Source organism: Dielma fastidiosa, assembly GCF_000313565.1.
Lineage (GTDB): Bacteria > Bacillota_I > Bacilli_A > Erysipelotrichales > Erysipelotrichaceae > Dielma > Dielma fastidiosa.
The window spans coordinates 150,485-176,224 of sequence record NZ_HE578928.1; the positions used below are offsets into that span (position 1 = coordinate 150,485).

Consider the following 25,740-nt stretch of genomic DNA (forward strand, 5'->3'; position numbering starts at 1 on the left):
AACACGAAGCGATGGAAAACCTTGGTAAATATGATATACTAATCATATATGTAAAGCATAAATTTTATAATAACATAATCATAAAGCTGGGGCTTAGGGATGGAATTCATATGAATAAATATAAAATCAGAAAAGTCATACCTGTTTTCTTTACAGCTCTCTTCTGCATCATCGCTCTGGTGATGCTTTCTACCATCTGGAGTCTGCAGGGAAACGCGAGAGTAATCAATTATACCGGCATTATCCGCGGAGCCTCACAGCGGCTGGTTAAACAGGAAATGGCGATGCAGCCCGATGATGAACTGATCGTTAGGCTGGATGCTATTCTTAGTGAACTGGCAAGCGGCCATGGGGATAACAAACTCACCAAGCTGCCTGATGAAGAGTATCAGCAATATATTAAACAGCTGCAGGCTGCCTTTGATACACTGAAGGATGAAATCATGATTGTACGCCAAAGCGGTGACAGTCAGCAGCTATATACGTTAAGCGAGGATTTTTTCGTATTATCTGATCAGGCGGTATCGGCCGCGGAAAACTATTCCCGTCATCAGGTCAATCATGCCCTGATCTTATTCATGATCCTCAGCGCTGCCTTTTTGATGCTGATTTTATTGTTTTTGAAATTTGAGAAGCAGCAGCGGCTGACTCAGGTTGCTTTAGAAAGTGCTGAACATGCGAATAAAGCTAAAAGTGAATTCCTTTCTAATATGTCGCATGAAATCAGAACACCGATGAACGGCATTATCGGTATGACTGAAATCGCTCGGCGCAATGCCGATAATAAACCAAAGCTTTTAGACAGTCTGGATAAGATAGATCTGTCCTCTGCCTATCTGATGTCATTGATCAATGATGTATTGGATATGTCAAGAATTGAAAGCGGCAAGATTGAACTTGATGATCAAGTCTTTGAATTACCGGAAGTGCTTGACCGCATCCATAGTATGTTTGCGCAGAAGGCATGTGATGCAGATGTTGATTTCACTATCAGTCATAAAGATATCAGTGTTCATACATTGATCGGTGATGAACTGCGGATCAGTCAGATTTTAGTTAATATAATTTCTAACGCTTTAAAATTTACACCTAAGGGCGGCTCAGTAACACTGGAAGTAAGAGAAAAAGAGTTATCAGATGATACCGCTAATATTGAATTTATCATTACTGACAGTGGCATCGGCATCAGTGAAGAATTCCAAAAACGTATTTTTGAACCCTTTGAACAAGCTCAGGCATCTACGGTGAAGCAATATGGCGGAACAGGACTTGGTTTGGCAATCAGCGGCAAGTTTGCGAAAATGATGGGCGGCGATATTCAGTTACAAAGCAAACTGAACGAAGGCTCTCGCTTTATCGTCAATATACCCTTAAAACGGCCGCCGGTGGAAGCTGACATACCCGTGATTGATGATTATATACCTAATATTGATTCTTTACAGAATATCCGTGTACTGCTTGCGGAGGATAATGAAATCAATTCTGAGATCGTGGTCACTATGCTTGAAAGCTGTCAGGCGGCTGTTGATCCGGTTTTTAATGGTGCTGAGGCGGTAAAACAATTCGAAAACTCTCCAGAAGGTACATATAAATTAATTCTGATGGATATTCAGATGCCGGAAATGAATGGACTGGAAGCCACCAGAACTATCCGTTCCCTAGATCGTGATGATGCCAATGAGGTTTTAATCATTGGTTTATCAGCGAATGTATTTAAACAGGATGTAGACAATGCCCTGCAAAGCGGCATGAATGATTATCTTGGCAAGCCGATTGATATGAATCATTTATTTGAAGCAATCAGCACTCACTTAGCTTATGCAAATCCAGATCAATGATCTGGATTTTTGTGTATGAACCTTACAAAAATGATAGCTTTCTGTTAGCTGATTCGATGGGTAAAACACTGATTCTATCGTATACTAAAGCCATAAAGGAGGAATGCAGGATGAAACATTTACTAAATAATATCAGAATCATCTTTTGTATTCTGGTACTTGGCTATACAGAAAAGGAGTTTGGGATGTAACATGGAAATAATGATACAAATTATAAAGGGAACACTTCATCGTTTAAAAGTTTTTATTTGGATGCTGATGTAGTGTTATAATGATGGAGAGGTGAACATCATGCATATTATGATAATTGAAGATAATGAGAAGATCAGGAATGAGCTTAGTGATTTTCTGCAGAAAAATGGATATAAGACATCAGCACCTGATGATTTTGAACATATTCTTGAAAGCATTGATCAGCTTAAGCCTGATCTTTTGCTGCTTGATCTGAATCTGCCGGTCATGGATGGACATTATATATGCCGGGAGGTACGCAAAAAAAGCTTTATTCCAATCTTGATTGTTACCAGCCGTGATTCGGAAATCGATGAGCTAGTCTCGATGAATCTGGGAGCTGATGACTATATTACCAAGCCTTACAATCTGCAGATCTTATTAGCTAGAATCGCGTCAATCCTGAAACGCGCTTATGCCAGCAATCCCCAGCAGCTAATTGTCCGTGACGTAGCCTTGGATATTTCAAAAAGTGTAGTCAGCTATAAGGGACAGAGCGTTGAGCTTACTAAAAATGAATTGCGGATCCTGCATTGTCTGTTTACCAATAAGAATCAAATTGTATCAAGATATAATCTGATGCAGCATATGTGGGACTGTGATTGTTTTGTCGATGACAATACATTAACCGTGAATATTAACCGGCTGCGTAAAAAACTGGAATATCTGAAGCTTGATGATTTAATTCAGACAAGACGGGGATTGGGGTATATGGTTGATGAAAACAATTGAGTTTATTAAGGAAAAATTCTTGCTGCTTGTGGCGGCGATATTAGTTTATTTGGCAATGCTTAGCTTTATGCTGATCACTAAAATACAGATTGAAATCGTTTTAGTCATTACTTTTCTATTTTGGTCGTATACCTTAGGCAGCTTTGTTGTGGAATATATGCGGCGAAAGAATACTTATGATGAATGGATGATGACAATGGAAAAGCTTGATCAGAAGTATTTATTAAGCGAATGCATGGAAGAGCCTAATTTTTTAGATGGTAAGATTCTTTATGAGCTGCTTAAGGAATGTGATAAATCGATGCTTGATCATGTGAATGAGTATAAGTATCGGCAGCTTGATTATAAAGAATACATTGAAATGTGGGTTCATGAAATTAAAACACCCTTGGCGGCGGCAAAGCTGATTCTTGAAAATAACCCATCTCCGGTTAGAGATTCCCTGCTTGAAGAAGTCAATAAGGTTGAGGATTATGTGGAACAGGCTTTATTCTATGCCCGTTCCTCTACCTTGGAAAAGGACTATATTATTAAAAAATTTACGCTTGAGGAAATGGTAAATAAAGTAATCCGCAAACATTCGAAGATTTTCATCATGCGGGGCATCGGTTTAAAGCTGGAAAATCTTGATCTCAATGTTTATACAGACAATAAATGGGTTGAATTTATTCTTGATCAGATTCTTGTCAATGCGTTAAAATACTGCGATGCCAGTCAGCCGCAGATTGAAATCTGTGCTTGTCAATATGCTAACTCTGTCCTGCTTGAGATCAAAGATAATGGCAGCGGGGTTGCTGATAATGAAATCGGCAGAGTGTTTGACCGTGGGTTTACTGGCAGCCGGGGCCGCAAGCAGGAAGCGTCAACGGGTTTGGGCCTTTATCTTTGCAAACAGCTTTGCAACAAGCTTAATCTTGGCATTGATTTTCGAATGAGCGGCCATCAGACCATCGTCGGCATTACCTTCCCGCTGAATACATATAATCTAGCTGATTAAATGAACAGCTAGAATGATTTGTTTTCAGTCAAAGTCATTAATGTGAAAATTCATAATTTTTCAGAAACCAGTTGACTTATTTTCACGAAAATGATAATGTAATAGCATTAAGAAACACAAGGAATTGAAGAGTAGCTTTAATGCAAGTCAAAACAGAGAGTTTATGGTTGGTGCAAATAAACAAGAGGCGCTTAAAGTGAAGATGGTCAAGGAGTGGCACAGGTGAAAGGCAGTAGCTTGTGACGGCAGCACCCGTTAACGTGATAGAGTATAACTGATGATTCAGCGTACTTGATGAGATATTGTTTGTGAGAACAATATGAACCTGGGTGGTAACACGATAACTCGTCCCTATATGGAGACGAGTTTTTTTTATAGATAAGGAGTGAAACTTATGATTAAACTAAATCACATCACCAAAACCTTTCAGACACCAAGTTTAGAGGTTCATGCTTGTAAAGATGTTACATTGGATATTGGCGCCGGTGAGATTTATGGGATTATCGGATTTTCCGGAGCCGGTAAATCAACACTTGTGCGCTGTATCAACCTGCTTGAAAGACCCACCAGCGGTCAAGTCAGTGTTGACGGCATTGAGCTGACGTCTTTGCCTGAAAAAGAGCTTAGGGCAGTGCGTAAAAAGATCGGTATGATCTTCCAGCATTTCAATCTGATGCGTTCCCGCACAGTCGCTCAAAATATTGCTTACCCCTTAAAAGGCAGCGGTTTGAGTAAGGAAGAAATCAACAAAAAGGTCAATGAACTGCTGAAGCTGGTTGATCTTGAAGAAAAAGCCAATGTTTATCCTTCACAATTAAGCGGCGGTCAAAAACAGCGTGTGGCAATAGCCCGTTCACTGGCTAATGATCCAAAGGTCTTGCTTTGTGATGAAGCAACCAGTGCCCTTGATCCGCAGACGACTAAATCAATCCTGCGATTGCTGAAGCATGTCAATGAGCAGTTAGGAATTACTATCGTATTGATTACTCATGAAATGGCTGTAATTAAAGAAATATGCAATCGAGTGGCAGTCATGGAAAATGGCGAGGTTGTAGAAGAAGGCAATATTCTTGATGTATTCTCTTCGCCTAAACAGCAGGTAACCCGTGATTTCATCGATTCCACATCGACGATTAATAAGATCTATGAACTGATTGAAACAGATGATCCAATCGTACAGCTGGCAAAGGGCGAAAGCCTTGTCATCCTGCATTATACAGCCGGCAATACCGATAAGGCATTGATTTCCGATGTATCAAGACAGTTCAATATTGATTCAAATATCGCGTTCGGCAATATCGAAATTATTCAAAATACACCGCTTGGCAGCTTAGTGGTGAAGCTCAGCGGTGAAGAAGAAAATATTCAGAAAACAATTCTCTATTTAAGGGAGCATAATGTGAAAGTTGAGGTGCTGAAAACATGCTAGACTTCCTAACTCAGCTGATGCCTAACGTTATTGATAAGTGGCCTGCTTTCGTTCAGGCATGTGTTGAATCACTTCAGATGATTGCCTTTTCAGGCATTATCTCCTTTGTATTTGGCCTGATCTTTGGCGTTACGCTTACAGTTACAAATAAAGATGGCATCCTGGAAAATCGAATCATCTGGACGATTCTTGATAAGCTTGTCAATATCTTCCGCGCCATTCCCTTCATTATATTGGTTGCTTTGCTGATGGATATGACCCGCGCGATTGCCGGTACAACAATTGGTGTCCGCGGCGCAATCTTCCCATTGATTATGGGTACGGTTCCTTTCTTCTCAAGACAGATTGAGTCTGCGCTGGCGGAAGTTGATTATGGATTGATTGAAGCCAGTCAGTCGATGGGCGATTCCCCATTTCAGACAATCATCCGCGTTTATTTAAAAGAAAGTATTCCTGGTATCATCCGTGCTACAACCATAACCCTTATTTCACTGATTGGTCTGACTGCCATGGTCGGCGTTGTCGGCGGCGGCGGTATCGGTAACTTTGCAATTCAATATGGTTATTCACGGCATCAGACAGATATTACCTATGTATCCTGTATCGTTATCTTAATCTTTATTACTTTGATTCAGTCAATAAGCAACGTACTGATTCAGAAAACTACACATTAGAAAAGGAGAAAACTAAAATGAAAAAATTATCAAAAATCTTATGTGCATGCCTATTATCACTTTCCCTTGCTGCCTGCAGCTCCAATGACAAACCAAGTGATCAGACAGAGGGTAATAACCCAACCGATGAAAGAATCACGGTTAAGCTGGGTGTTGTTGGTACAACAAATGAATGGTGGGATCCGGCTATCGCTGCGTTAAAAGAAGAAGGCATTGACCTGCAGCTCGTTGTGTTTTCTGAATATGTACAGCCAAACCGCGCTTTATCAGAAGGTGAAATTGACTTAAATGCATTCCAGCACTATGCTTATTTAAACAAAGAAATTGAAGAAGTAGGATATGATATTACCGCTATCTCCGATTCAATCATCGCCCCATTTGGTATTTATTCTAAGAAGATTGCATCTTTAGATGAATTAAAAGACGGTGATCAAATCGCAATTCCACAGGATCCGACAAACGGCGGCCGTGCCTTAAAGGTTCTTGAACAGGCAGGGTTGATCAAGGTTGATCCGGCAGCTGGTTATACACCAGAGGTTAAGGATGTTACAGAGAATAAGTTAAATCTTCAGTTTGTACAGGTTGAGGCAAGTCAGACAGCGGCATTGCTTGATGATGTAGCGGCTGGCTTCATCAATGGCGCTCATGCGGTTGATAATGGATATACACCAAACCAAGACGCAATTTATATTGAACAGGTTGTAGAAGGCGGCGATAACCCATATATTAATGTGATTGTTGCCAGAACAGCTGATAAAGATAACGAAACTTATAAAAAGGTCATTGAAGCATTCAAAACTGCTGAAACTGTTAAGGTTATTGAAGATGTTTATAAAGGTGCTTATAAGCCAGCATTTACATTAGAATAAGACGTGAATATCAAAAGACAGGGTCTCGCCTGTCTTTTTTAATGCTCATTTAAAACAGTCTACCCTCTATATGAAAGCGTCTATAAAAGTTATTTGACAGTATTTTTGTACCATCGAGGAAGCTGAATCTTTTGAATTTTTAATACTTAAGCTGTTATATCCTTTTATAATATAAAACAGCGGCAATCCTAACGATCCCGCTGTTTTATACTTTTATTTACTGTGTTTACTCCCAATGTGTATGGAAGAAGCCCGGTTTATCCACTCTTTCATATGTGTGGGCGCCAAAGTAATCACGCTGTGCCTGAATCAGATTAGCACTTGTCCTAGCGCTGCGGTAGCCATCAAAATAAGCAATGGTACTCAGCATTGCCGGTGCATAAATGCCGCTCTCAATAATATTAGCCGCAATCTTGCGCCATGCCTTTTGAGCAGCCAGTAATTCATTACTGAATTTCTTAGTCATCATCAAATTTGGTACAGCTTCCTCATCATATGCTTTCTTGATTTCTTCAAGGAAATCAGCTCTGATAATACAGCCTTCACGCCAAATCATCGCAATTTCGCCAAAATTCAGTGTCCAGTCATTTTCCTTAGCGGCTTCCTTTAACAATTCAAAACCTTGGGCATAGCAGCAAATTTTAGCTGCATATACCGCCTGTTCCAATTCATTTATGAAAGCTTCTTTATCATCAATTTCAAGTGTCGATTCAACATTAAAGACCTTGCTTGCCTGTACTCTTTCATCCTTAATCGCCGATATATATCTTGCGAATACCGATTCAGCAATTGTAGGAATTGCGGAACCAATATCCAAACCTTCCATGCTTGTCCATTTACCGGTACCCTTTTGACCAGCCCGATCCAAAATAATATCTACCATATATTCGCCGGTTTCTTCATCACGGCGTTTCAGAATTTCTGCAGTGATTTCAATCAGATAAGATTTAAGTTTACCTTTATTCCAGCGTTCAAAAATATGCTGAATCTCTTCTACGCTGAACCCTGCACCATTGCGCATTAAATCATAGGCCTCACAGATAATTTGAATATCCGCATATTCAATACCATTATGTACCATTTTGACATAATGCCCTGAACCATCCTTGCCGATATAGGTACAGCAAGGCTTACCATCTTTTGCTTTTGCCGCGATGTCTAAAAAGATTGGTTCTACAACCTGATAGGCTTCATAATCACCTGAAGGCATCATGCTTGGACCTTTCAATGCGCCCATTTCACCGCCCGATACACCAACACCGATAAAGTGCAGACCAAGCTGCTGCAGTTCCTGAAATCTGCGGATCGTATCTTTATAGAATGAATTACCGCCATCAATGATAATATCGCCCTTTTCCAATACATCCTTTAAACCATCAATTACCAGATCAACCACCTTACCGGCGGTAACCATTAAGAAAACACAACGGGGTTTCTGTAACGATGCCACAAATTCATGCAGATCATAACAAGGTACGACAGCTTGATTTTCAATCTTTTCCTTCATGAATTTCTCAGTAACCTCATGACTTTTGTTGAATACAGAAACCTGATAGCCATGATTCATCATATTCAGCGCTAAGCTTTGACCCATTACACCTAACCCATAAACACCAATTCTGCTCTTTTCCATTTTGCCACTTCCTTATCTTTTCTTGAATAATTCATCACATTATTCATGCCTAATTTCTTAGGATTATATTTTTTGGCTTAAATACAGTCTGCTTCTGTATGAAAACCATTGATGATAACTTAACTATTTATTAATCATTGAATCTATTAATAATCATACACCCATGTGATACTAACAGCAATTGACACGACCATACAGCATCTAATTCTTTATAAAACTACTTTACAGCAGTCAGGCATCATGTTATTGACAACCCTCTCTACATCACTGACACATTTATTACCCATCCCCTCAAGGCATTCTATGGTATATGCGGAGGTATGCGGTGTTACGATGACATTATCATAACGGAAATAAGGATGTGAATTGTCTGAGGGTTCATCATGCATTACATCCACTGCCATTCCCTTCACAATACCTGATTCTATTGCTCTGCACACAGCTTCCTCATCAATCAGATCACCGCGTGCTGTATTAGTAATATAAACACCCTTTTTCATCTTATTGAAAGCCTCATCATTTAAAATATGATAAGAAGTCTCATTTAATGTACAATTTAAAGAGATTACATCCGCTTCTCTCAATAAAGTTTCAAGGTCAGCCTCTTCAATATCATGTGCCGCTGCCCATGCTTTATCCAATAACGGATCACAAGCAAGCAATCTTGAATTAAAACCATGTTTCAGAATTTCCGCGACCCGACTGCCAATATTTCCGCAGCCTATCACACCAATTGTCTTGCCGCTCAAACCATGACCTACAAACTGCGCGCGTTCAGACCAGCGATTTTCACGAGCCGCGTTGACTGCCTCAACAGTCATCCGCATAACACACAAGAGATTTGCAACCGCATTTTCAGCAACCGCGTCTCGTTCAATCAGCGGCCAAACAATGGAAACCAAGGTGTTATGCTTCTTGGCAGCTTCTAAATCGACATTGTTATAACCTATACCATGACGGGAAATCAGCAGCAATTCATCCTTATATTCGAAGAACTCCTGATCAAAGAAAGGGGTAATAGAGGCAATGATGATATTATAACCGCTTAATCTCTCTGCAAGTTCTTTGCCATGCATGGCTCCATCCACCGTTATACGCTTAACTTCACCGATTTTCTCTAAGCGTTCCATTTGCGATGGAAAACGTCTGCCAAAACTGCTTGAATTAACGATTGCGATACGATAATTGCCCATATGAATCTCCTTTACATGCAGTCTGTAAACATGAATCTTAGTTATCAAACATGATTGATAACCTTATGGCTATATACTATCACAAAATATTTTTTTGTAAATATAAATTATAGAAAAAATATTTTTTCTTTGCTATGAACGGTTTAAGCATCCAGAATATCGTCCTTGAATTATTATTCATATGCTTTTATGAAGAAAATCTTTTTCTTGTGATATAATTCTATTAAGAAAAAATATTTTTTATTATCTAAAGGATGAAATAAAATGACACAGGAAAGCACACGTTTAAAAATTAAATCAATTTACCGCGATTTAAGCGTTAAGGAAAAAAGTATTGCCGATTATATCCTAAAGAATCCCAAACTAGTATCCCGCTCTACGATCAATGAATTATCCAATGTGCTGGGAATTGCTGATTCCACATTTTTTCAATTTACCCGCAAGCTTGGCTATTCAGGGTTCAAGGATTTTAAAATTGCCCTGCTGACCGAAGAATTCGATGCGGAAATTTCCATTCATGAAAATATATCTAAAAGCGACGATGAAATTACGATTGCGAAAAAGGTGTTTGATTCCACAATTCAATCCCTTGAGGATACGAAAAAGCTCATTGAAGCGGATAGCTTTAAGAAAGCTGCGGATATCCTGCTCTCATCAAAAGAGACTTGTTTCTTTGGCCTTGGCGGTTCAAATGTAATTGCTCAGGATACTTATCATAAATTTTTGCGTTCGCCGATTAAATGCACTTGGACTTCTGATTATCATATGCAGCTGATGCAGGCTTCAATGCTTACCGATGAGGACTGTGCCTTTGTCATTTCTCATACGGGCATTACTAAAGAAGCGATTGAATTGGCTAAATGCGTGAAGGAAAATGGAGCGAAATTGATTGTTGTTACCAGCTATCCGCTTTCAGAACTCGCTAAAATGGCAGATGTTGTTTTCATATCGACAGCTGAGGAAACTTCTTACCGCTCTGAAGCACTATCGTCACGCATCGCTCAGCTGGCAATTATTGACGCGATCTTTGTGATTGTCATGTTTCATGATGAAAAAAGTTCTAATGAATCATTAAAGAAGATTCGTCATGCGATAGCGATTACTAAGGACAGCATTTAAAAGAATTGTTGTTTTATTTTGTAATGCCAAATTTTATTTAAGCTTGAAAATTATGCTATAATAGGTGCATGAAAAAACATTCAAATAAAGATAAAATTATTGAACAAGTAAAGCTATTGATGGATGAAGATGCCTTCAGCACCATGACGGTGAGGGAAATATGCGGGCGCGCTGACGTATCAATCGGCAGCTTTTATCATCACTTTAAATCAAAGGAAGATTTAATTATGGAACTCTTCCGCATTAGTTCTAAAAGAGCGGAAGAAAACCAGCGGCTGAATATGAATAATGAAAATGAGTGGAAAAACCTTGATGCCTATATCTTATTTCAGATAAAACTGCTGGAAGAAACACCAATTGATCGGCTGAAGTATATTTATACATATAATTTGAACCATTATCAGCCAGCGGCATTAGCGCCTAATCGTGATATCATTAAAAGTCTGCTGTTACGGGCACAAACAAAAGGACAAATGAATCAGCAACTAACGATTGAAGAAAGTTTGGAACATATCTTTGCCTTAATTCTGGCCAATTCAATTAATTATTGTATGCGGGATGCCCAGTATGATATCAAGAAACAGCTGCTTGATCAGATTCACCATCTTGTAGCTTTAATCAGTGCTTGAAACAAAAAGAGTCTCAGTGAAACGTCTGCGTTATCCTGGGACTCTTTATTTAATCTATTTATTTGTTAGCTTTAGCATATTCGGCTGATGTTTCACCGGCAATACGTCCCATAGTGACAAAGGACTGAATTGCGGTTCCGCTGCCTGGGTATTCTTTATCGATCAAGTCGCCGCTGCTGACTTCACCTGCCGCGTACAAGCCTTGAATTATTGAACCGTCTTCACGCAGAACTTCCGCTTTTAAGTTTGTTTGCGGGCCTGCGAATGTACCTGCGGTATTCATTGTACAGCGAATCGCGTAATATGGTGCGCTGTCAACACTGTTCATCAATTCCGCATTCTTGCCAAAGTCATCATCGACGCCCTTAGCCGCCAGTTCATTATAACGGGCAACTGCGGCGCTTAACTTCGTGGCATCCATACCAGTCTGGGCTGCCAGATCTTCCAATGTATCTGCGGTAAAACCATTGCCTTCTTCGATGGATTTAGTAATGTTCTCACTGCTCATTTTATCATCCAGAATAATAAAGAATTCAGGTGCATTGGTTTCTCTCAAAACAATCGGTGTTCTTACAGGTCTAGGTGCTGATTCATCCATAAACCGTTCACCTTGAACACTTACAAATAAACCAGAGTATGTAAACAGATCAGCCATCGCAGAACCATAAGGGAGGATTTGAGCGATTGCACTGTCATTACCAATAATTTTAGCTCCAATATCTCTAGCCATGATTAAGCCGTCGCCCTCATTACCAGCGCCGACATTGGTTCTTGAATCAGCATAAGAAGGTGAATATTCAGCCTTTAGTTCAGGGTTGCGGTCATAGCCGCCAGTAGCCAGTATAACAGCAGCGGCATTGATGATGACCTTATCACCATTGCTCTGAGTAGCTTCAACACCTACTACCGCATTATTTTCATCAACAATTAATTTTTCTCCGCGCGTTTCCATCATAATTTCTACACCGGCATCTTTAGCTGCCTGTGCAAGTGGAGTAATGAAGCCCTGACCGCTGCCGCTGGCCGCATTTAAGCCTCGGTTAGGTGTCATTTCCGGATTAGGAGTATCAATTACATCCGAGAATTCAACACCATTTTCAATCAGCCAATCGATATTGGCACTGGAATGATCAGCAATCATACGCAGTTTATCTTCATTAACCTTGCCATTGCCTAATTTAATTAAGAAATCAGCAAATTGTTCAGGTGTATCCACAATGCCCTGTTCACGCTGAAAAACACTGTCAGCTGCTAAGATTTTACCGCCTGACAAAGATGTACTGCCGCCCAGCACCGCTGTTTTTTCAATCAGCAGGATGTTTTGACCAGATTTAGATGCTTCAACAGCTGCTGATAAACCAGCAACACCGCCGCCGACAATCACAATATCAACATTCTTTTCAATAACTTCTGATGTTTTATCTTCTTTTTCAATTGGCTTCTTTAAAGCTTCAATGTCAGCGCCAGCCTCACTTAACGCCGCTTCAGCTGCTGATAAGATTGCCGTTGATGTTTCTGTAGCACCGGAAATTGTATCAATCGCCAACGATTGATGATCAACAATTAAACCCGGAAGATCAGCCAGCGGTTTATCAGAAATTCCCGCTGTCTCCTGATGTTCAATAACACTTACTTCAGTGATTTTATGATCCTTAACCGTTACTGCCAGTTTCAAATCACCGCCATGGCCGCTGCCGCTGCCTTCATAGCTGCCGTCAGCAACATTCTCTAATCCATTTTTCACATCGCCAGTTTCATTTCCTGGATCTTTAGTAGTACAGCCGCTCATCGAGAAAAACAGTGTCAGCGACAATAAAGCCGCCAAAATTTTACTAGATTTCATAGTGTCCCTCTTTTCTTACTAGAACATGTTCGGTTTCATTGTAGAAGATAACAACGATTTTGTCAATACTATCACAAGCAGAATGTTTTCTCAGCTCTAACCTGTTTGACTCAGCCGCGAGTAGATTTTTAATGTATAATTAAATCAGCAAGGGGAGAAGAAACTATGAATTATGACAGAGTAAATGATGAAAGTACAATTTTAATTATTGATGATCAGCCGGCATTTTCTGAGCTTCTGAAAGAGAAGCTTACTGATATAATCAAACCTTCATTCCATGGAACTCAGATAACCATTATCAAAAATATTAAGGATTACAAACGATATATTAATGATTCAGTTATAGCTATCTTTTTAGATATTGAAATGCCAGTCAGCGGCTTTAAGATTGCTGAGGATATAAGTTCAAGCAATATACCAATCCTCTTTATATCTAATTTTGAAGCTTTAGTTTTTGACGCCTTATTATATCAGCCGTTTTATTTCATACGCAAAAAACATCTCAATGAGGATTTAGATAAAATAGCTAAGTGGCTGATTCATACAATCGACAATCAATCCTATCAGCTAACAGAAAACAATATTGATACATCAATCCGCGTTAATGATATTCTCTATATCCGAAGCAATGGTAATTATGTTGAAATTCATACCCTAAATCACATGTATACTGAAAGAAAAACACTGCAATCATTTATGCCAGATATACGATTTAAGCAATTCTTAGTGCCCGCTCGAGGATACTTGGTCAATTATTATAATATTGCTCAAGCTTCTAAAGAAGTTATCAGCATGAAATCCGGAGTTCAAATTTATATTAGCAAAAATCGTTTAAAGTCTTTTTATGAAGCCTATTATCATTTACTGGGAGGTGAATTTTATGAGTTTTAATCTTTTAACGATTTTCAGTATTACTGCCATGGGTTTAGTATTTACTAAATTATTCAAAAACAATAGATTATTAACCATTTGTATCATCATTCTATCCGTATTATCTGTGTTAAAGATTGATGCTAATAGTTCATTAACTGTCACACTGATGATTCTATTCTTACTCATGATTAACTATAAAAGTTTTATACTTACTAATTTCCTTATTTTATCCTATGTCCTTCAGTCAGTTCTGCTGCTTTCATTTGTATTTTCAAGTGTTAACTATTGGGAAACAAAGGATCTACTGGCCGTAAGTACCGCTCAGATTTTAAGACTATTGTTGTTATTGACAATGACTTTTTTAATCATTAAATATCATGAATCAATCATTAAATACTGCTCAGCATTCAGTATGAAAGAAAAATTATTCCTCTCTTCTTTAGCGTGGGTTTTAATTCCAGCAATTATTTTTTCAGGCCGTATGCATCTTTTTCTTGATATATACTGGGCAATCTATGCTTTTATAGCTTTCTTTTTAGGTCAGTTCTTTTGTTTTTACCTGTTTTATTTTATTGAGATTCACACGGTAAAAGAAACTGACAAGATTTATGCTCTGCAGGCAGCTAGCGCATACGAAAATGAAATTCATGAATTATTAACTATGAAAACTGAAATTGCCAGAACTTATCATGAGTTAGATACTATCAAAATGCTGAAAGACTATTACGAGAACAGCTTTATACCAATAAAGGAAGGAGTAAATACCCAAAACAATGTGCTTAATTACATTTTAAATCAAGGCATTGATCAGCTACATAAAGATGGTTTTCAGCTTAAATTGACAATTAATTTCTCTGATTATCCATTAACTGAAACAGAAACAGCAAGCCTTTTCAAAAATTTATTTAAAAACATCTGTCAACACGCGAGCCATGATCATGTTGTAGATTTAAAGATAATCGAAGTAAAGAAATTATTTGTAATCATTTGCAGCAATGGATTTAATCCGCACGCATCAAGCTCAGAAAATAATTGGCAGCATGGATATGGTCATTCAGTAATGAGTGAAATTGCTGATTCACATGGCGGACACATTGATATTCAACAAGATAGCTATAAATATACGTTAAAAATAATCATCCCATTATTTAATCCCTAAATCAGACTATTCATCACAACGTTATTGAAAATCATAGACAGCGTGTAATAATTTATACAACAGTGATTAAAGGAGGTGTGATTATGCTGAATTGGCCAATTTATCCAACTGAAAGTTTTATTGCCTGTTTATTACATTGCGTCACCAGCACTGTATGTATAGGGCTTCTCTTTCACTGGCGATTATTAATCAAAAAAGCAAGCAGGCAAATGATTGATGAAATGATGATAAATCACTTAAAGTTCAAATATAGTATGATTCTAATAAAAGTGAGCAGTTTATGCTTATATGCCCTTGGCATTCTATTTGAAGCAGAGAGTTATCATCTGCGTTATGTTTTACCGCATGTGTATCCATTTATGCAGTTATTTAAGATTGGCTTTTTATGTTTTTATATGCTTGATCTCTTAACAATAGTATTTTTTATCAGTCATTTATTTATGATAAAAGAAAATCTGAAGAAAAGAGCCATTGAAAGTCAGCAATGAATCGCAATATAAAAGCAGTAGTGCATGTGTGATGCGCATACTGCTCTATTTGTTTTTAATCTTTCTTCCGATTGATGATGTACTTGTCAAACAATACTTTATTAAATTCATCCGCATTGTCTGCATTGCTGCTTCTGAATACCGGGATTTCTTCCATGCCGTCATCGATGCATTTTTGAATAAAGGTAGACATCATAGCCTGCAGCATAAAGCATGACATAATTGTTGATACAGGGCCTGTTGAGATTAAATCATTATGTTTAATGCTTGCATCGCCTAAAGGACCGCGGTTATCAAGAATTACATCTGCATATTCAAACAGCCGTTTGCCGCTTGGATGTCTTGAAGCAATACTCTTTGAATGAGAAAGTGAAGTTACCGCGATAATCTTAACTCCCTTCTCCTTCAGCCGTTTTGTATATTCTACTACTAACCCATTACGGCCAGAATTACTTGAAACAATGACTACATCATTAGCCTTCACATGATATAAATGTTCCAAAACATCAGCATATTCTGGAATTCGTTCAATCGTCGTACTCTTAGTAGGATGCGTTAAAAGCGTCAGCTCAATTTCGACAATCGGCACAATCTTCGCATAACCGCCAGCACGGGCATAGAGATCCTGCCCCATCATATGTGAATGTCCAGTACCAAACGCGTAAATCGTTCCACCCTGCTTTTCACAGTCAAATAACAGCTGAGCCGCCTGCTCAATCGCATCCTCATCATGCTCCTTCACATCATTCAGACGCTTGGTAATCTCATTATAATACTGTTCAAGCAGACTCATTTACGCAACCTCCTTCTTTCTTAATTTACAGCATGGGCAATGCTTCATTTCTTCCGGTGCATACAACATAAAACCAACCGTTGTCCCCACTACCACACCTAGCAGTACACCCGCTGTCAATAAACAAATTTTTTTCTTCGACATAACAGATCTCCTTTCGCTTTATATTCTCTATCATACACCGAAAGCACTTGCGATACAATTGGATTCCCTTATAATTAAGGATAAGGGAGTGATATAATGCGAGCTGCTTCAGTCTCATTTTGTTTTACACCGGATAATGCGGTCTATCTTAACGGTTATGAAAAAAGGCGCTGTCTGTCGGAAGGTGTGCATCAGGATTTAATGGCCACCGTGTTATTGCTTGAGGATGTGGAAAAAACAGCAATTATCAGCTTTGACTTATGTGGTATTGATCAGGATCTGATTCAGCGTATCGCCGGCTTCAGCAATTTTTCTACGGATCAGCTTTTTGTCTGCGCTACACATACACATGCCTCACTGAATGAATTTCCACTCTATTTATCTTTTGGTCAGCTGGCAATGCGTTCACCGAATGAAAATATTCGCAGCGAGTTAGCGCGCCAAACCGCGAAAGCATTGCTTGAAGCAGAAAGAGAGCTTGAGGAAGTAATTCCTTATTCGAAAGTCGCGCAGGCTGCCGGTCTTTACGCCAACCGCAATGATCCAAGCGGTTTAGTTGATCGTTTTTTAAACCTGCTTCTATTTCAAACTCATGATGGGCGCAATAAAGGCTGTATTCTGCATTTTAATGCCCATCCTACCGTACTTGATTATCATAATACACTTATTTCACCAGATTTCATCGGTACAACCCGCAATTTAATGACGGCTCAGTTTCGTTGCCCAATTACCATGATCAACGGTGCCTGCGCGGATGTCAGCACCCGCTTTACCCGCCGTGATGCCAGTATTGCTGAATGTGAACGAATCGGAACAGAGCTCTATCATCGGATCAGTGACTGCACCGATTTGAAAAAACTTGATCCTGCCCTTTCACTTAAACATCGAATTTATCAAGCAGCTACCTGTGTCTATCTGCCAGAGCTTAAGATGGATCTTTCAATTCTCGAATTAGGTGAACTGGTACTGTTTGGTTTCCCTGGTGAAATCAGCGTCCGCTTTTCCCGGGAAATTAAACAGCTGTTTGATGAACGGCGGGTATTGGTCTGCGGTTATACGAATGATTATCTTGGCTATTTCATTGATAAGGAGGATGCCAGAGATACTTATGAAGCCAAGATCTGTACACTTCAGCCTGAGGAAAGTACAACATTTATTGAATGGTTAAAAACAACCCTTACATTTTTGTAAGGGTATTGTTATCCAAAGCAATGGCTTAGAAGCAAGCAAACGGATACAATAAAGACAAGGAAAGAGAGGTTTGTTCTATGAATAATCTTGTAGACATACAGAATATAGAAAAATACTACGGCAATCGCAGCAACGTCACAAAAGCGATTGACAATATTAGTTTTACTGTCAAAAAAGGGGAATTCGTAGGTGTTATGGGTCCTTCTGGTTCAGGTAAAACAACCTTGCTGAATTGTATCTCAACGATTGACACAGTAACCAGCGGCAAGATTTTTATTAATGATCAGGATATTACTAAGCTGAAACGAAATGGCCTTGCGAAATTCCGCCGTGAGGAATTAGGTTTTATCTTTCAGGACTTTAATCTTTTAGATACCCTGACTGCTTATGAAAATATTGCTTTAGCCTTAACCATTAATAAAGTACCGGCATCTAAGATTGATGAGCGGGTCAAAGATGTCGCAAGTAAGCTGGAAATTCAAAATGAATTAAATAAATACCCGATTCAGATGTCCGGCGGACAAAAGCAAAGAGTTGCCTGTGCGCGTGCTTTAGTTACGAATCCAAGTCTCATTTTGGCAGATGAACCAACAGGTGCTTTGGATTCTAAGAGTGCCAGAATGCTGCTGGATTCAATGGAAAAGCTGAATCAGGAGTTTAAAGCAACCATCATGATGGTAACTCATGATGCCTTTACCGCCAGCTATGCACACCGCATCTTATTTATTAAGGATGGTAAAATATTTAATGAAATCATTCGTGGAACAGACAGCCGCAAGACATTCTTCAATAAAATCATCGAAGTTGTAACCTTATTAGGCGGAGACAGCGGTAATGTACTTTAAGCTTGCACTGCGGAATGTCAGAAAATCATTCAAGGATTATCTGATTTATTTTCTGACGCTTACCTTCTCTGTCTGTCTGTTTTATGCTTTCAACTCATTTCAGGAGCAGCAGGCTGTTCTCGAAATGACAACGATACAAAGTGATATGATGGATAACGCGGCGATGATCATGCTGGCATTGTCATGGGTTGTAGCTGTTGTTTTGGCTTTTTTAATCATCTATGCGAATAATTTTCTGATTAAACGCAGAAAAAAAGAATTTGGCCTGATGATGATTATGGGTATGTCCAAGACTAAAATATCCAAGATACTCTGTTATGAAACATTTATGATCGGTATTGTTTCATTGATTACCGGTTTATTTGCAGGTTTTCTATTATCCCAGGGACTGACAGTGCTGACGGCTCAGCTGTTCGTACTGCCGCTGACTAAATTTAGATTTATCTTCTCATGGAGTTCAATGCTGATTACAATACTCAGCTTTGCCATTATCTTTATTCTTGTCATGTTATTTAATACTTTTATCTTAGGTAAATATAAGTGCATTGATTTGCTGAATGCCGATCGAAAGAATGAAGCTTTTAAGATTAAATCAACAACGCTTACTATCATTCTATTTGTTCTTGCATGCATCTTGCTGATCGGCGACTATATCTTTGTTATGAAAGCAGGCATCAATATGTTTACGAATCTACCTGCAATCATTATTGCCGGCAGTCTGGGAACCTTGTTTTTCTTCATGTCATTATCCGGCTTCCTGCTGCGTTTTATCCAATCAAGCAAGCGCTTATACTTCCGCAAGCTGAATATGTTTGTGTTAAGACAGGTGAATTCCAACATTAATTCCAATGTAATTTCAATGAGTGTTATCTGTGTTATGCTGTTATTGGGAATTGGTGCTTTTTCTACCGGACTTTCAATTAATCAGACAGTCAATGCCAATATCAATGCCAATACGCCGTTTGATGTTACCGCTGATGTTTATTATCAGAATATGAGCTTTGATGATGCAATGGCCGAATTAGGGGCTGATTTAAGTGATATTAAATCTAAGTTCACAATGGATATATATTATGATTATGCCGGAGAGGATACACCGGGTACAACCTATGCCACATTAGCAAAACTGATTCCTGAAACTGATCTGGATAGTGTGATGATTAATGCCGGCAGTATGCCGTTAGCGATTTATCCATTATCTGATTACAATAACTTCCTTCAGGCTAAAGGATTGCAGACAATTTCACTCAATCCTGATGAGGCAGTCTTAGCGGCTGCGAATGAGCAGGCATATGATGCCATCAGCAGTGTGTACAATCATGCTCAAAGCATTCAGGCATTGAATCAGGAATTAAAGCTTGTAAAGCGGGATCTTCCGATTACCAATGTAATTAATAACACAGCAATCACAACAACCATCGGTTTAATCGTTGATGATTCGCTGATTGAAAATAATCCGCCTAATTCATTTTATATGGATACCCAGTTTGCAATTTCGCATTATACGAATATTACCTTAAAGGATGGCGCAGATGACACTGCCTTTGCCCAGAAAATCTATGATGCCTATGCTCAGAATCAATTAGACGATATGTTTATCTATATGGATACCCGCAGTGAAATTTATGCAAGCAGCACTGGCTTGACGGTTACCTTTACTTATGTCGGCATTTATTTGGGCTTTGTATTCCTGCTGACTAGCTGTGTCATGCTGGCGCTCCAGCAATTATCACAGGCTGCGGATAACCGCCGTTATTATCTGGTGCTTAATAAGATTGGTGCTGATGCGAGAATGTGTTCCCAATCAGTTAACTTCCAGATTGCGATCTATTTCATGATGCCGCTGTCACTAGCTATCGTGCATTCATTGGTAGGTATTACCGCTATGGACAAGGTTATTGCGATTCTTGGCAAAACAGATCGTTTAATGCCGGCATTGATGACCTCAGGCATTGTTGTCCTCATATATGGGTTATATTTCCTTGCGACCTGCAGCGGTTATAAACGAATCCTAAATCAAAAGTAAAAACATAATCAAAACTTAATATTACAGCATGGCATATGTCATGCTGTTTTTAATCGTTTTATGTCTGGTTTGTGTTGGTCACACTTGTGTCATTGAGTTGCCCTTGCTATAATAAAGATAGATTTAAATATTTGTTTTTATTTTAAGGAGGGTATATCATGCCTAAGGTTGCTTATTCTGAAATAGACCGCAATAAAATCAAGGAAGACCTAATAGAAACCGGACTGGAATTGTTTTCTAAACAAGGGATTCAGCATACGACGGTTGAACAAATCTACACCCGTGTTGGCATTTCAAGAACCTTCTTTTACACCTTTTTCCCAGCAAAAGAGGATTTGGTTGTAGAAGCCTTTTATTGTCAGCAGCCCAAAATCTTGGCATATGCGCAAAAGCTGATGGATGACCAAACCCTGAACTGGCATGATAAAATCAATCATTTTCTTCATGATTTCTGTTATGGCGGACAAGGTCATTTCACAATCATGAGTGTAGAGGAACAGCAGTCATTTTCCAAGTGCCTTTCCGGTGAAAAGCGCGAAGAATTTCAGACAAGAAGGCTGACATTTTTCAAAGAAGTGCTGAATATCTTTGAAATTCATGCTGATACGCAGACCACAAAACTGCTTGGCAATTTAGTATTCTCTGCGGCTGTCTTATGCAAAGCAATTCCAGATACACTGCCTTTCCTATTTTCTGACGCAGCGGATGATTTGGCAGAATTTCAAATTAATCACATCCTTAAATATATGGAAACGCTGCATCAATCATAAATTACAAGGAGGAATAACATAATGGGATTATTCAACAAATTTTTTAAAGGACCTGAGATTGATCAGGCCAAGAGTGATGCAAACCGCAGCAAGATGCGCGCCTGCTTTGATCAAGCTGTGGAAAACGGCACTGAATACAAGCTGGCGGCTGGCTATACTGAAGACGTAAGCCGTTTTAACTATGGCTTGGTTCACGGCAGCAAATCAAAAATCGGCAGCTTGATTGTCGGCTGGAATGAGCAAAATGAAACAATTGTTGTAGTACCTACAACGCCTGACCTTGATGAATGCAGCAATCCAGTCTACTATCGCCGCTCAGAAATTTATAAGGCATACCGTAATAAATATCCAACCGATGCCTTTATCATCTATCCGGATAAGAAGGGTTACATCGCGATTAATATTTTTGAGTGGCTGGAAGATGAAAGCAACTATATTTATATTGATCAAGAGGCTGAAGCAAAGGCCTTTACCGATTTCTTTATGAATCACTTTAAGACGAAGTAAGAGTTACAGTTCATATCATAAATCCATAGGAGGATACTTATCATGATTGATATTGAAGAAATGATGAAACGAGCACAGGAAGCCAGTGAAGCTGCATCCAAGCAGTTAAATGAATCAATTGAAAAAAGTAAAAAGATCAGTGAAAAGATGCAGGCTGATGCTGAAAAGGCTGAAGCCGAAAGAGCAGCCCGCCAGTTGTCAGCCGATGAACAGGCAATGGCAAACCAGCAGCGGCAAGTCGAAATTTTAGGCCAGATGTTTAATCCTGAAATCATGGCACAAATGACAGCTAACGAAGATATGCTTAAACAGATGGTGGATCAGAAAGCCGCTGAAGCAACGGCTGGCATCATGGATCAGCTGTTTGGTGAAGATATGGGAGTGATTGCGGCTGCTTTAGAAACCTTGGCTATGGAAGAAGAGGATGAGGACGAGGAGGAAGAGGCTGAATTTGATGATGCTTTAGAAACGGAGTTATATAATATATTAGATGAAAAAATGGCACAGCTTGCAGCGCTGCCGGAGCCGGAGCCAATCACATATGCTAAGGATGATGCTCGGTGGAGACAGTTTGGGATTCTTCTTTCAGGCATGATAGCTAAATTAAATGATCATCAATTAGACTGCATTGATGTTGAGGAACACATTCCTCTTATGGAACAGCAAATTGTATCATTAGTACGCCGCACATGGGGAATTAATGGACGCGGTGAACTGATGGATACTCTCCGTTATCTGACTCAGGAAGGTTATACGCTGCGCTATCAGATTTATTGTGAAGCTAATTCACCGGAAGAATTAATAAGCAATACTGATAGTGAAGAGGAACAAGCGTCACTGCGCCGTGCTTGGCGTTTTGCGCAGCATTATAAAACCCACTATACACCAAGTTTCATGATTGGCTGGGATATTGGACGTGCCGCTATGCTGACACGGTGGGGATGTTATTTAGGCTGGCTTACTGAAGGAGAAGCGACGGGAATCCTATCGGATCTGTCACAGCGGGCAGTCAAGGCTTTAGATAACTGGCGCGAATTTGCTCAATCTTATCTTTTTGGCGGTTTGATGTGGAAGCTGCTTTGCAATGATGCTTCAGCAGAAAGCTATCTTAGCTTCTTAAGCGATGCTACTGCCGATTTGCTTGCCGGCTTGCCTGAAGACGATGACGGTCAATGGGCGGCCTGTCCTTGGCCTGAATATCAAGAATCTCATTTTTCGGATATGAACCGGTATCATTAGAGGAACATCATGTTTGACCTTATTGCTTTAGAGAAAGATGCCCTGGATATTCTTAATTTTGATGGAGAGATAACTGATACACTGGCAGAACTGCGCAAGAAATGGGGGCGGGACATTCCCGCTCTTTTTGACCAGCAATTTGATGATGTTGTGATGCAATATATGACCTTTGAACATGAAGATGGAATACAGGCGCTGGGTCAGGAACTAACTGCTTTCGGATGGTGTCTCTATGACTTTGATGAAGAAGACGAGCATTTATTCATCCTGCTATCGGATAAAGAAAAAGCCTCCTTTGAACAGCAGTGCCGCAAAGCTGATCACTATTTTAAGCTGATGAAGCAGCGCGGACGCGCGTTTGGGCAGGCTGCCAAAGAACAGCCTACACAACCGTTAATGCCTTGCAATGACACATATTTCCCTCAAGATGCCTACTATACGATACAAACAATTGCCGGTAATTTCGCAAGTGGTATTTGGATTGCCAAGGACGAGATACAGCAGGGAAAGTTTGTAGCTGATCTGCGTGAACGGCCATTAAAGCCGATTAAAGTAAACTGGGAAGGATTTCATGGCTTTACTTATTCCCCAAAATTAGACTTTTATGCCGCTATCTATACTACAAAGTATGCTCAAATGATAATTGGCGGAAAGGATGCGGCAAGCGTTAATGATTGGGGAAAACTGACACCTCGTTCAATGCGTAGATTGAACCGCTTGTATTGGTGCAATGACTATCTCTGCACAGGGGATGAGGAAAGTGTTTTGATTCTCAAAATGAACGAGTCCGGCGTAGAGGATGTCCAGCGGTTCATTCTCTCCCCCTCCGACAGTATCTGCCGCTTTGCAATTGACGGTTTGGGACATCTTTATATGAATCGAGGTCATAGTGACAGCGAAATTCTCAGATATGAAAATCGAGATTTACAATGCCACCCCTTCCGCCGCAGCGGCTATGATGAATTGGACAACTCCCTGCCTGTCTTTAATACATCACGCCTGCTGATGATCCGTGAAACTTCAGGATGGGATAACAATCATTCTAATCTGTTGGATTTAGACATGATGAATGGCTGCTGTAAAATTGTTCCATTGCCAGGGTTAGGTGAAAATCTTAAGCTGCATCCTTTCATCAATGATTGGGTGATAATCTATAATTCAGGGGATGATTTTCGAACTGATTTCGCCCAGCTATGGAATCAAAAAAGCGGTGAAATACTGCGCATCCGTCCCGGTATGTTCGCTTCCTGCAAGCCAAATCAAATCGCGGCTTTGCCTGATGGCCGAATAATCATCACGACTCTGCAGACAAAGGTGGGCAGCGTTATCCATGAGCCTAAGGATTTTTGGGGATTTCTGCGCTTAGCCAATAAGCCGAAGCATCTGGGAAAATGGCGGCGTTATCATTCTCTTTATCCTGACATTCCGCGTACCTTGCCAGCAAATCAACAGTTACATATTAAAAAGAATCAGCTTGTGATTTGCGGAAAGAAACTAATTCCACCCTTCACTTTAGAAAAAGTGACTGAAATTCTTGGCACCGCTCGCATTGTGACTAAGCAAGGGGCCCGCAAGGACAGCAATACTAACGATGCGCAGCTAAAACCGGTGATTTATTATGTGTGGGACAATCTAGGTATTCAAGGCCAAGTCAATAATAATGAAATTGAAAATTTTATAATCTGCCTTTCTCGCCATGATCACAATCTTGCCGCAAAATCATTTGACGGCAATGTGCTAATTAACGGCAGGGATTATATTGAAACAAACTGGGAGACTTTTGGTTCTATCAACACGCTTAAGCTGGGCTGTTTCACAATTTTCACCTGTTTACCTCGCTGTACTTTAGAAAACAACGATGAAAAGCTTAAGGCTATAATCGCTTATTATGCCAGTCATATTAAAATATACTACACGCCTGTAAAGCTGAACGCTAAATCTTTAAAATATAAGCTTCCTAAATGTAACGAACCATTACTAGAATTTAAAAATCTGAATTTCAAATTGGCTGTGATGAATGTTTTGATGTATGAAAAGAATTTGATAAAACCAAAGTTTAATATCTGGGAATTTGCCAGTGAATACACTCAACGCAAAATTGATCCGGAAACTGAGGGCTATGACAAATTAATACCTGAAGCCGCAGACTGGTTTATGCGTTATCCAATTCCTGCCCGGTTAGCTTCTGAAATAACCGAAATCAACATGGATGGCGGCGATGAAATTAACTGCCAGCTTGCCCCTAACTGGGATGGTGAGGACAGCTTGTTTGATATCGATGCCATTGATGAAAATGAATTGCGTCAATTCCCTAAGCTTAAACGAGTATCTATCTTCACAACCAATGAATACAATGTTGTTTCAATATTTCGTAAATTAGGAATTAAGGTTGTTTCAGCCTATGATATCCCTTTTGAAATGGATATAAAAAAAATTTAAAAAGAAGGACATCGTATCTGCGGTGTCCTTTGTGTCATATCATACAAGAAATTAAAATCAGAAGGTGCTACAATAATGA

At 39.5% G+C, this 25,740-nt stretch carries 23 protein-coding genes and 1 other annotated feature; of the genes, 18 read left to right on the forward strand and 5 right to left on the reverse strand.

Translation table 11 applies throughout. The features are described from left to right. Window positions 1-110: 110 nt before the first annotated feature. The 6 genes from DAHG_RS12605 to DAHG_RS12635 all read left to right on the forward strand — a co-directional run bounded on the left by DAHG_RS12605 (window position 111) and on the right by DAHG_RS12635 (window position 6,770). Entirely contained in the window at window positions 111-1,838 is a 1,728-nt protein-coding gene (locus tag DAHG_RS12605; protein WP_022938707.1) for an ATP-binding protein, read from the forward strand. A gap of 288 nt (window positions 1,839-2,126) precedes the next feature. After that, window positions 2,127-2,801, forward strand: coding sequence for a response regulator transcription factor (locus tag DAHG_RS12615; protein WP_110370590.1), 675 nt, complete (start codon window positions 2,127-2,129; stop codon window positions 2,799-2,801). Continuing rightward, the gene (locus DAHG_RS12620) at window positions 2,788-3,798 is read left to right on the forward strand and encodes a sensor histidine kinase (protein WP_022938709.1); all 1,011 of its coding nucleotides are present in this window, start codon (window positions 2,788-2,790) and stop codon (window positions 3,796-3,798) included. Before DAHG_RS12615 ends, DAHG_RS12620 begins: the two co-directional genes overlap by 14 nt. Before the next feature lie 110 nt (window positions 3,799-3,908). After that, window positions 3,909-4,154: a binding site (T-box leader), on the forward strand. A gap of 38 nt (window positions 4,155-4,192) precedes the next feature. Then, the gene (locus DAHG_RS12625; RefSeq protein WP_022938710.1) at window positions 4,193-5,227 is read left to right on the forward strand and encodes a methionine ABC transporter ATP-binding protein; all 1,035 of its coding nucleotides are present in this window, start codon (window positions 4,193-4,195) and stop codon (window positions 5,225-5,227) included. After that, on the forward strand, window positions 5,221-5,901 hold the full coding sequence (locus tag DAHG_RS12630) for a methionine ABC transporter permease (protein WP_022938711.1): 681 nt from the start codon (window positions 5,221-5,223) through the stop codon (window positions 5,899-5,901). The genes DAHG_RS12625 and DAHG_RS12630 overlap by 7 nt, the downstream gene beginning before the upstream one ends. Before the next feature lie 17 nt (window positions 5,902-5,918). Continuing rightward, on the forward strand, window positions 5,919-6,770 hold the full coding sequence (locus tag DAHG_RS12635) for a MetQ/NlpA family ABC transporter substrate-binding protein (RefSeq protein ID WP_022938712.1): 852 nt from the start codon (window positions 5,919-5,921) through the stop codon (window positions 6,768-6,770). Window positions 6,771-6,996: 226 nt separating this feature from the next. Here the strand turns inward: DAHG_RS12635 and gndA are convergent, their stop codons facing one another. Both gndA and DAHG_RS12645 read right to left on the reverse strand, forming a co-directional pair. After that, window positions 6,997-8,403 carry an NADP-dependent phosphogluconate dehydrogenase gene (gndA, locus tag DAHG_RS12640; protein ID WP_022938713.1) on the reverse strand — a complete coding sequence of 469 codons (1,407 nt, stop codon included), beginning with the start codon at window positions 8,401-8,403 and terminating at the stop codon, window positions 6,997-6,999. A 209-nt stretch (window positions 8,404-8,612) separates the two neighbouring features. Continuing rightward, entirely contained in the window at window positions 8,613-9,596 is a 984-nt protein-coding gene (locus tag DAHG_RS12645) for a D-isomer specific 2-hydroxyacid dehydrogenase family protein (RefSeq protein ID WP_022938714.1), read from the reverse strand. Between the two features lie 264 nt (window positions 9,597-9,860). On the opposite strand from DAHG_RS12645, the gene DAHG_RS12650 reads away from it, so the two are divergent. Then, complete coding sequence (locus tag DAHG_RS12650; protein ID WP_022938715.1) at window positions 9,861-10,715, forward strand: MurR/RpiR family transcriptional regulator; 855 nt, start codon at window positions 9,861-9,863, stop codon at window positions 10,713-10,715. Window positions 10,716-10,783: 68 nt separating this feature from the next. After that, window positions 10,784-11,344: a TetR/AcrR family transcriptional regulator gene (locus tag DAHG_RS12655; protein WP_022938716.1), complete on the forward strand. Its 561-nt coding sequence runs from the start codon at window positions 10,784-10,786 to the stop codon at window positions 11,342-11,344. Window positions 11,345-11,402: 58 nt separating this feature from the next. Here DAHG_RS12655 and DAHG_RS12660 read toward each other — a convergent pair whose 3' ends face one another. Beyond that, on the reverse strand, window positions 11,403-13,187 hold the full coding sequence (locus DAHG_RS12660; protein WP_022938717.1) for a flavocytochrome c: 1,785 nt from the start codon (window positions 13,185-13,187) through the stop codon (window positions 11,403-11,405). A gap of 165 nt (window positions 13,188-13,352) precedes the next feature. Between DAHG_RS12660 and DAHG_RS12665 the strand changes: the two genes are divergently transcribed. From DAHG_RS12665 to DAHG_RS12675, 3 genes are all read left to right on the forward strand, one after another. Beyond that, on the forward strand, window positions 13,353-14,078 hold the full coding sequence (locus DAHG_RS12665; RefSeq protein WP_022938718.1) for a LytR/AlgR family response regulator transcription factor: 726 nt from the start codon (window positions 13,353-13,355) through the stop codon (window positions 14,076-14,078). 394 nt (window positions 14,079-14,472) lie between these two features. Then, entirely contained in the window at window positions 14,473-15,219 is a 747-nt protein-coding gene (locus DAHG_RS21425) for a GHKL domain-containing protein (protein ID WP_161650535.1), read from the forward strand. 83 nt (window positions 15,220-15,302) lie between these two features. Then, window positions 15,303-15,707, forward strand: a complete 405-nt coding sequence (locus DAHG_RS12675; RefSeq protein ID WP_022938720.1) for a hypothetical protein — start codon at window positions 15,303-15,305, stop codon at window positions 15,705-15,707. Window positions 15,708-15,762: 55 nt separating this feature from the next. Here DAHG_RS12675 and DAHG_RS12680 read toward each other — a convergent pair whose 3' ends face one another. Next, window positions 15,763-16,500, reverse strand: a complete 738-nt coding sequence (locus tag DAHG_RS12680) for an SIS domain-containing protein (protein ID WP_022938721.1) — start codon at window positions 16,498-16,500, stop codon at window positions 15,763-15,765. Then, entirely contained in the window at window positions 16,501-16,644 is a 144-nt protein-coding gene (locus DAHG_RS21175; protein ID WP_022938722.1) for a hypothetical protein, read from the reverse strand. A 96-nt stretch (window positions 16,645-16,740) separates the two neighbouring features. Here DAHG_RS21175 and DAHG_RS12690 point away from each other — a divergent pair, with 96 nt between their 5' ends. The 7 genes from DAHG_RS12690 (at window position 16,741) to DAHG_RS19585 (ending at window position 25,661) form a co-directional block, all read left to right on the forward strand. Next, window positions 16,741-17,835 (forward strand): hypothetical protein, encoded by a 1,095-nt coding sequence (locus DAHG_RS12690; RefSeq protein ID WP_022938723.1) that lies wholly within the window; start codon window positions 16,741-16,743, stop codon window positions 17,833-17,835. Between the two features lie 77 nt (window positions 17,836-17,912). Next, a complete protein-coding gene (locus tag DAHG_RS12695) occupies window positions 17,913-18,680 on the forward strand; it encodes an ABC transporter ATP-binding protein (protein ID WP_022938724.1) in 768 nt (255 codons plus the stop codon). Continuing rightward, complete coding sequence (locus DAHG_RS12700) at window positions 18,670-20,706, forward strand: ABC transporter permease (protein WP_022938725.1); 2,037 nt, start codon at window positions 18,670-18,672, stop codon at window positions 20,704-20,706. The genes DAHG_RS12695 and DAHG_RS12700 overlap by 11 nt, the downstream gene beginning before the upstream one ends. A 158-nt stretch (window positions 20,707-20,864) precedes the next feature. Next, window positions 20,865-21,476 (forward strand): TetR/AcrR family transcriptional regulator, encoded by a 612-nt coding sequence (locus DAHG_RS12705; protein ID WP_022938726.1) that lies wholly within the window; start codon window positions 20,865-20,867, stop codon window positions 21,474-21,476. Window positions 21,477-21,497: 21 nt separating this feature from the next. Then, entirely contained in the window at window positions 21,498-21,983 is a 486-nt protein-coding gene (locus DAHG_RS12710) for a hypothetical protein (RefSeq protein ID WP_022938727.1), read from the forward strand. A 42-nt stretch (window positions 21,984-22,025) separates the two neighbouring features. Next, window positions 22,026-23,222 (forward strand): DUF1266 domain-containing protein, encoded by a 1,197-nt coding sequence (locus DAHG_RS12715; protein ID WP_022938728.1) that lies wholly within the window; start codon window positions 22,026-22,028, stop codon window positions 23,220-23,222. A gap of 9 nt (window positions 23,223-23,231) precedes the next feature. Continuing rightward, complete coding sequence (locus tag DAHG_RS19585; protein ID WP_022938729.1) at window positions 23,232-25,661, forward strand: DUF6892 domain-containing protein; 2,430 nt, start codon at window positions 23,232-23,234, stop codon at window positions 25,659-25,661. The last annotated feature ends 79 nt before the right edge of the window (window positions 25,662-25,740 follow it).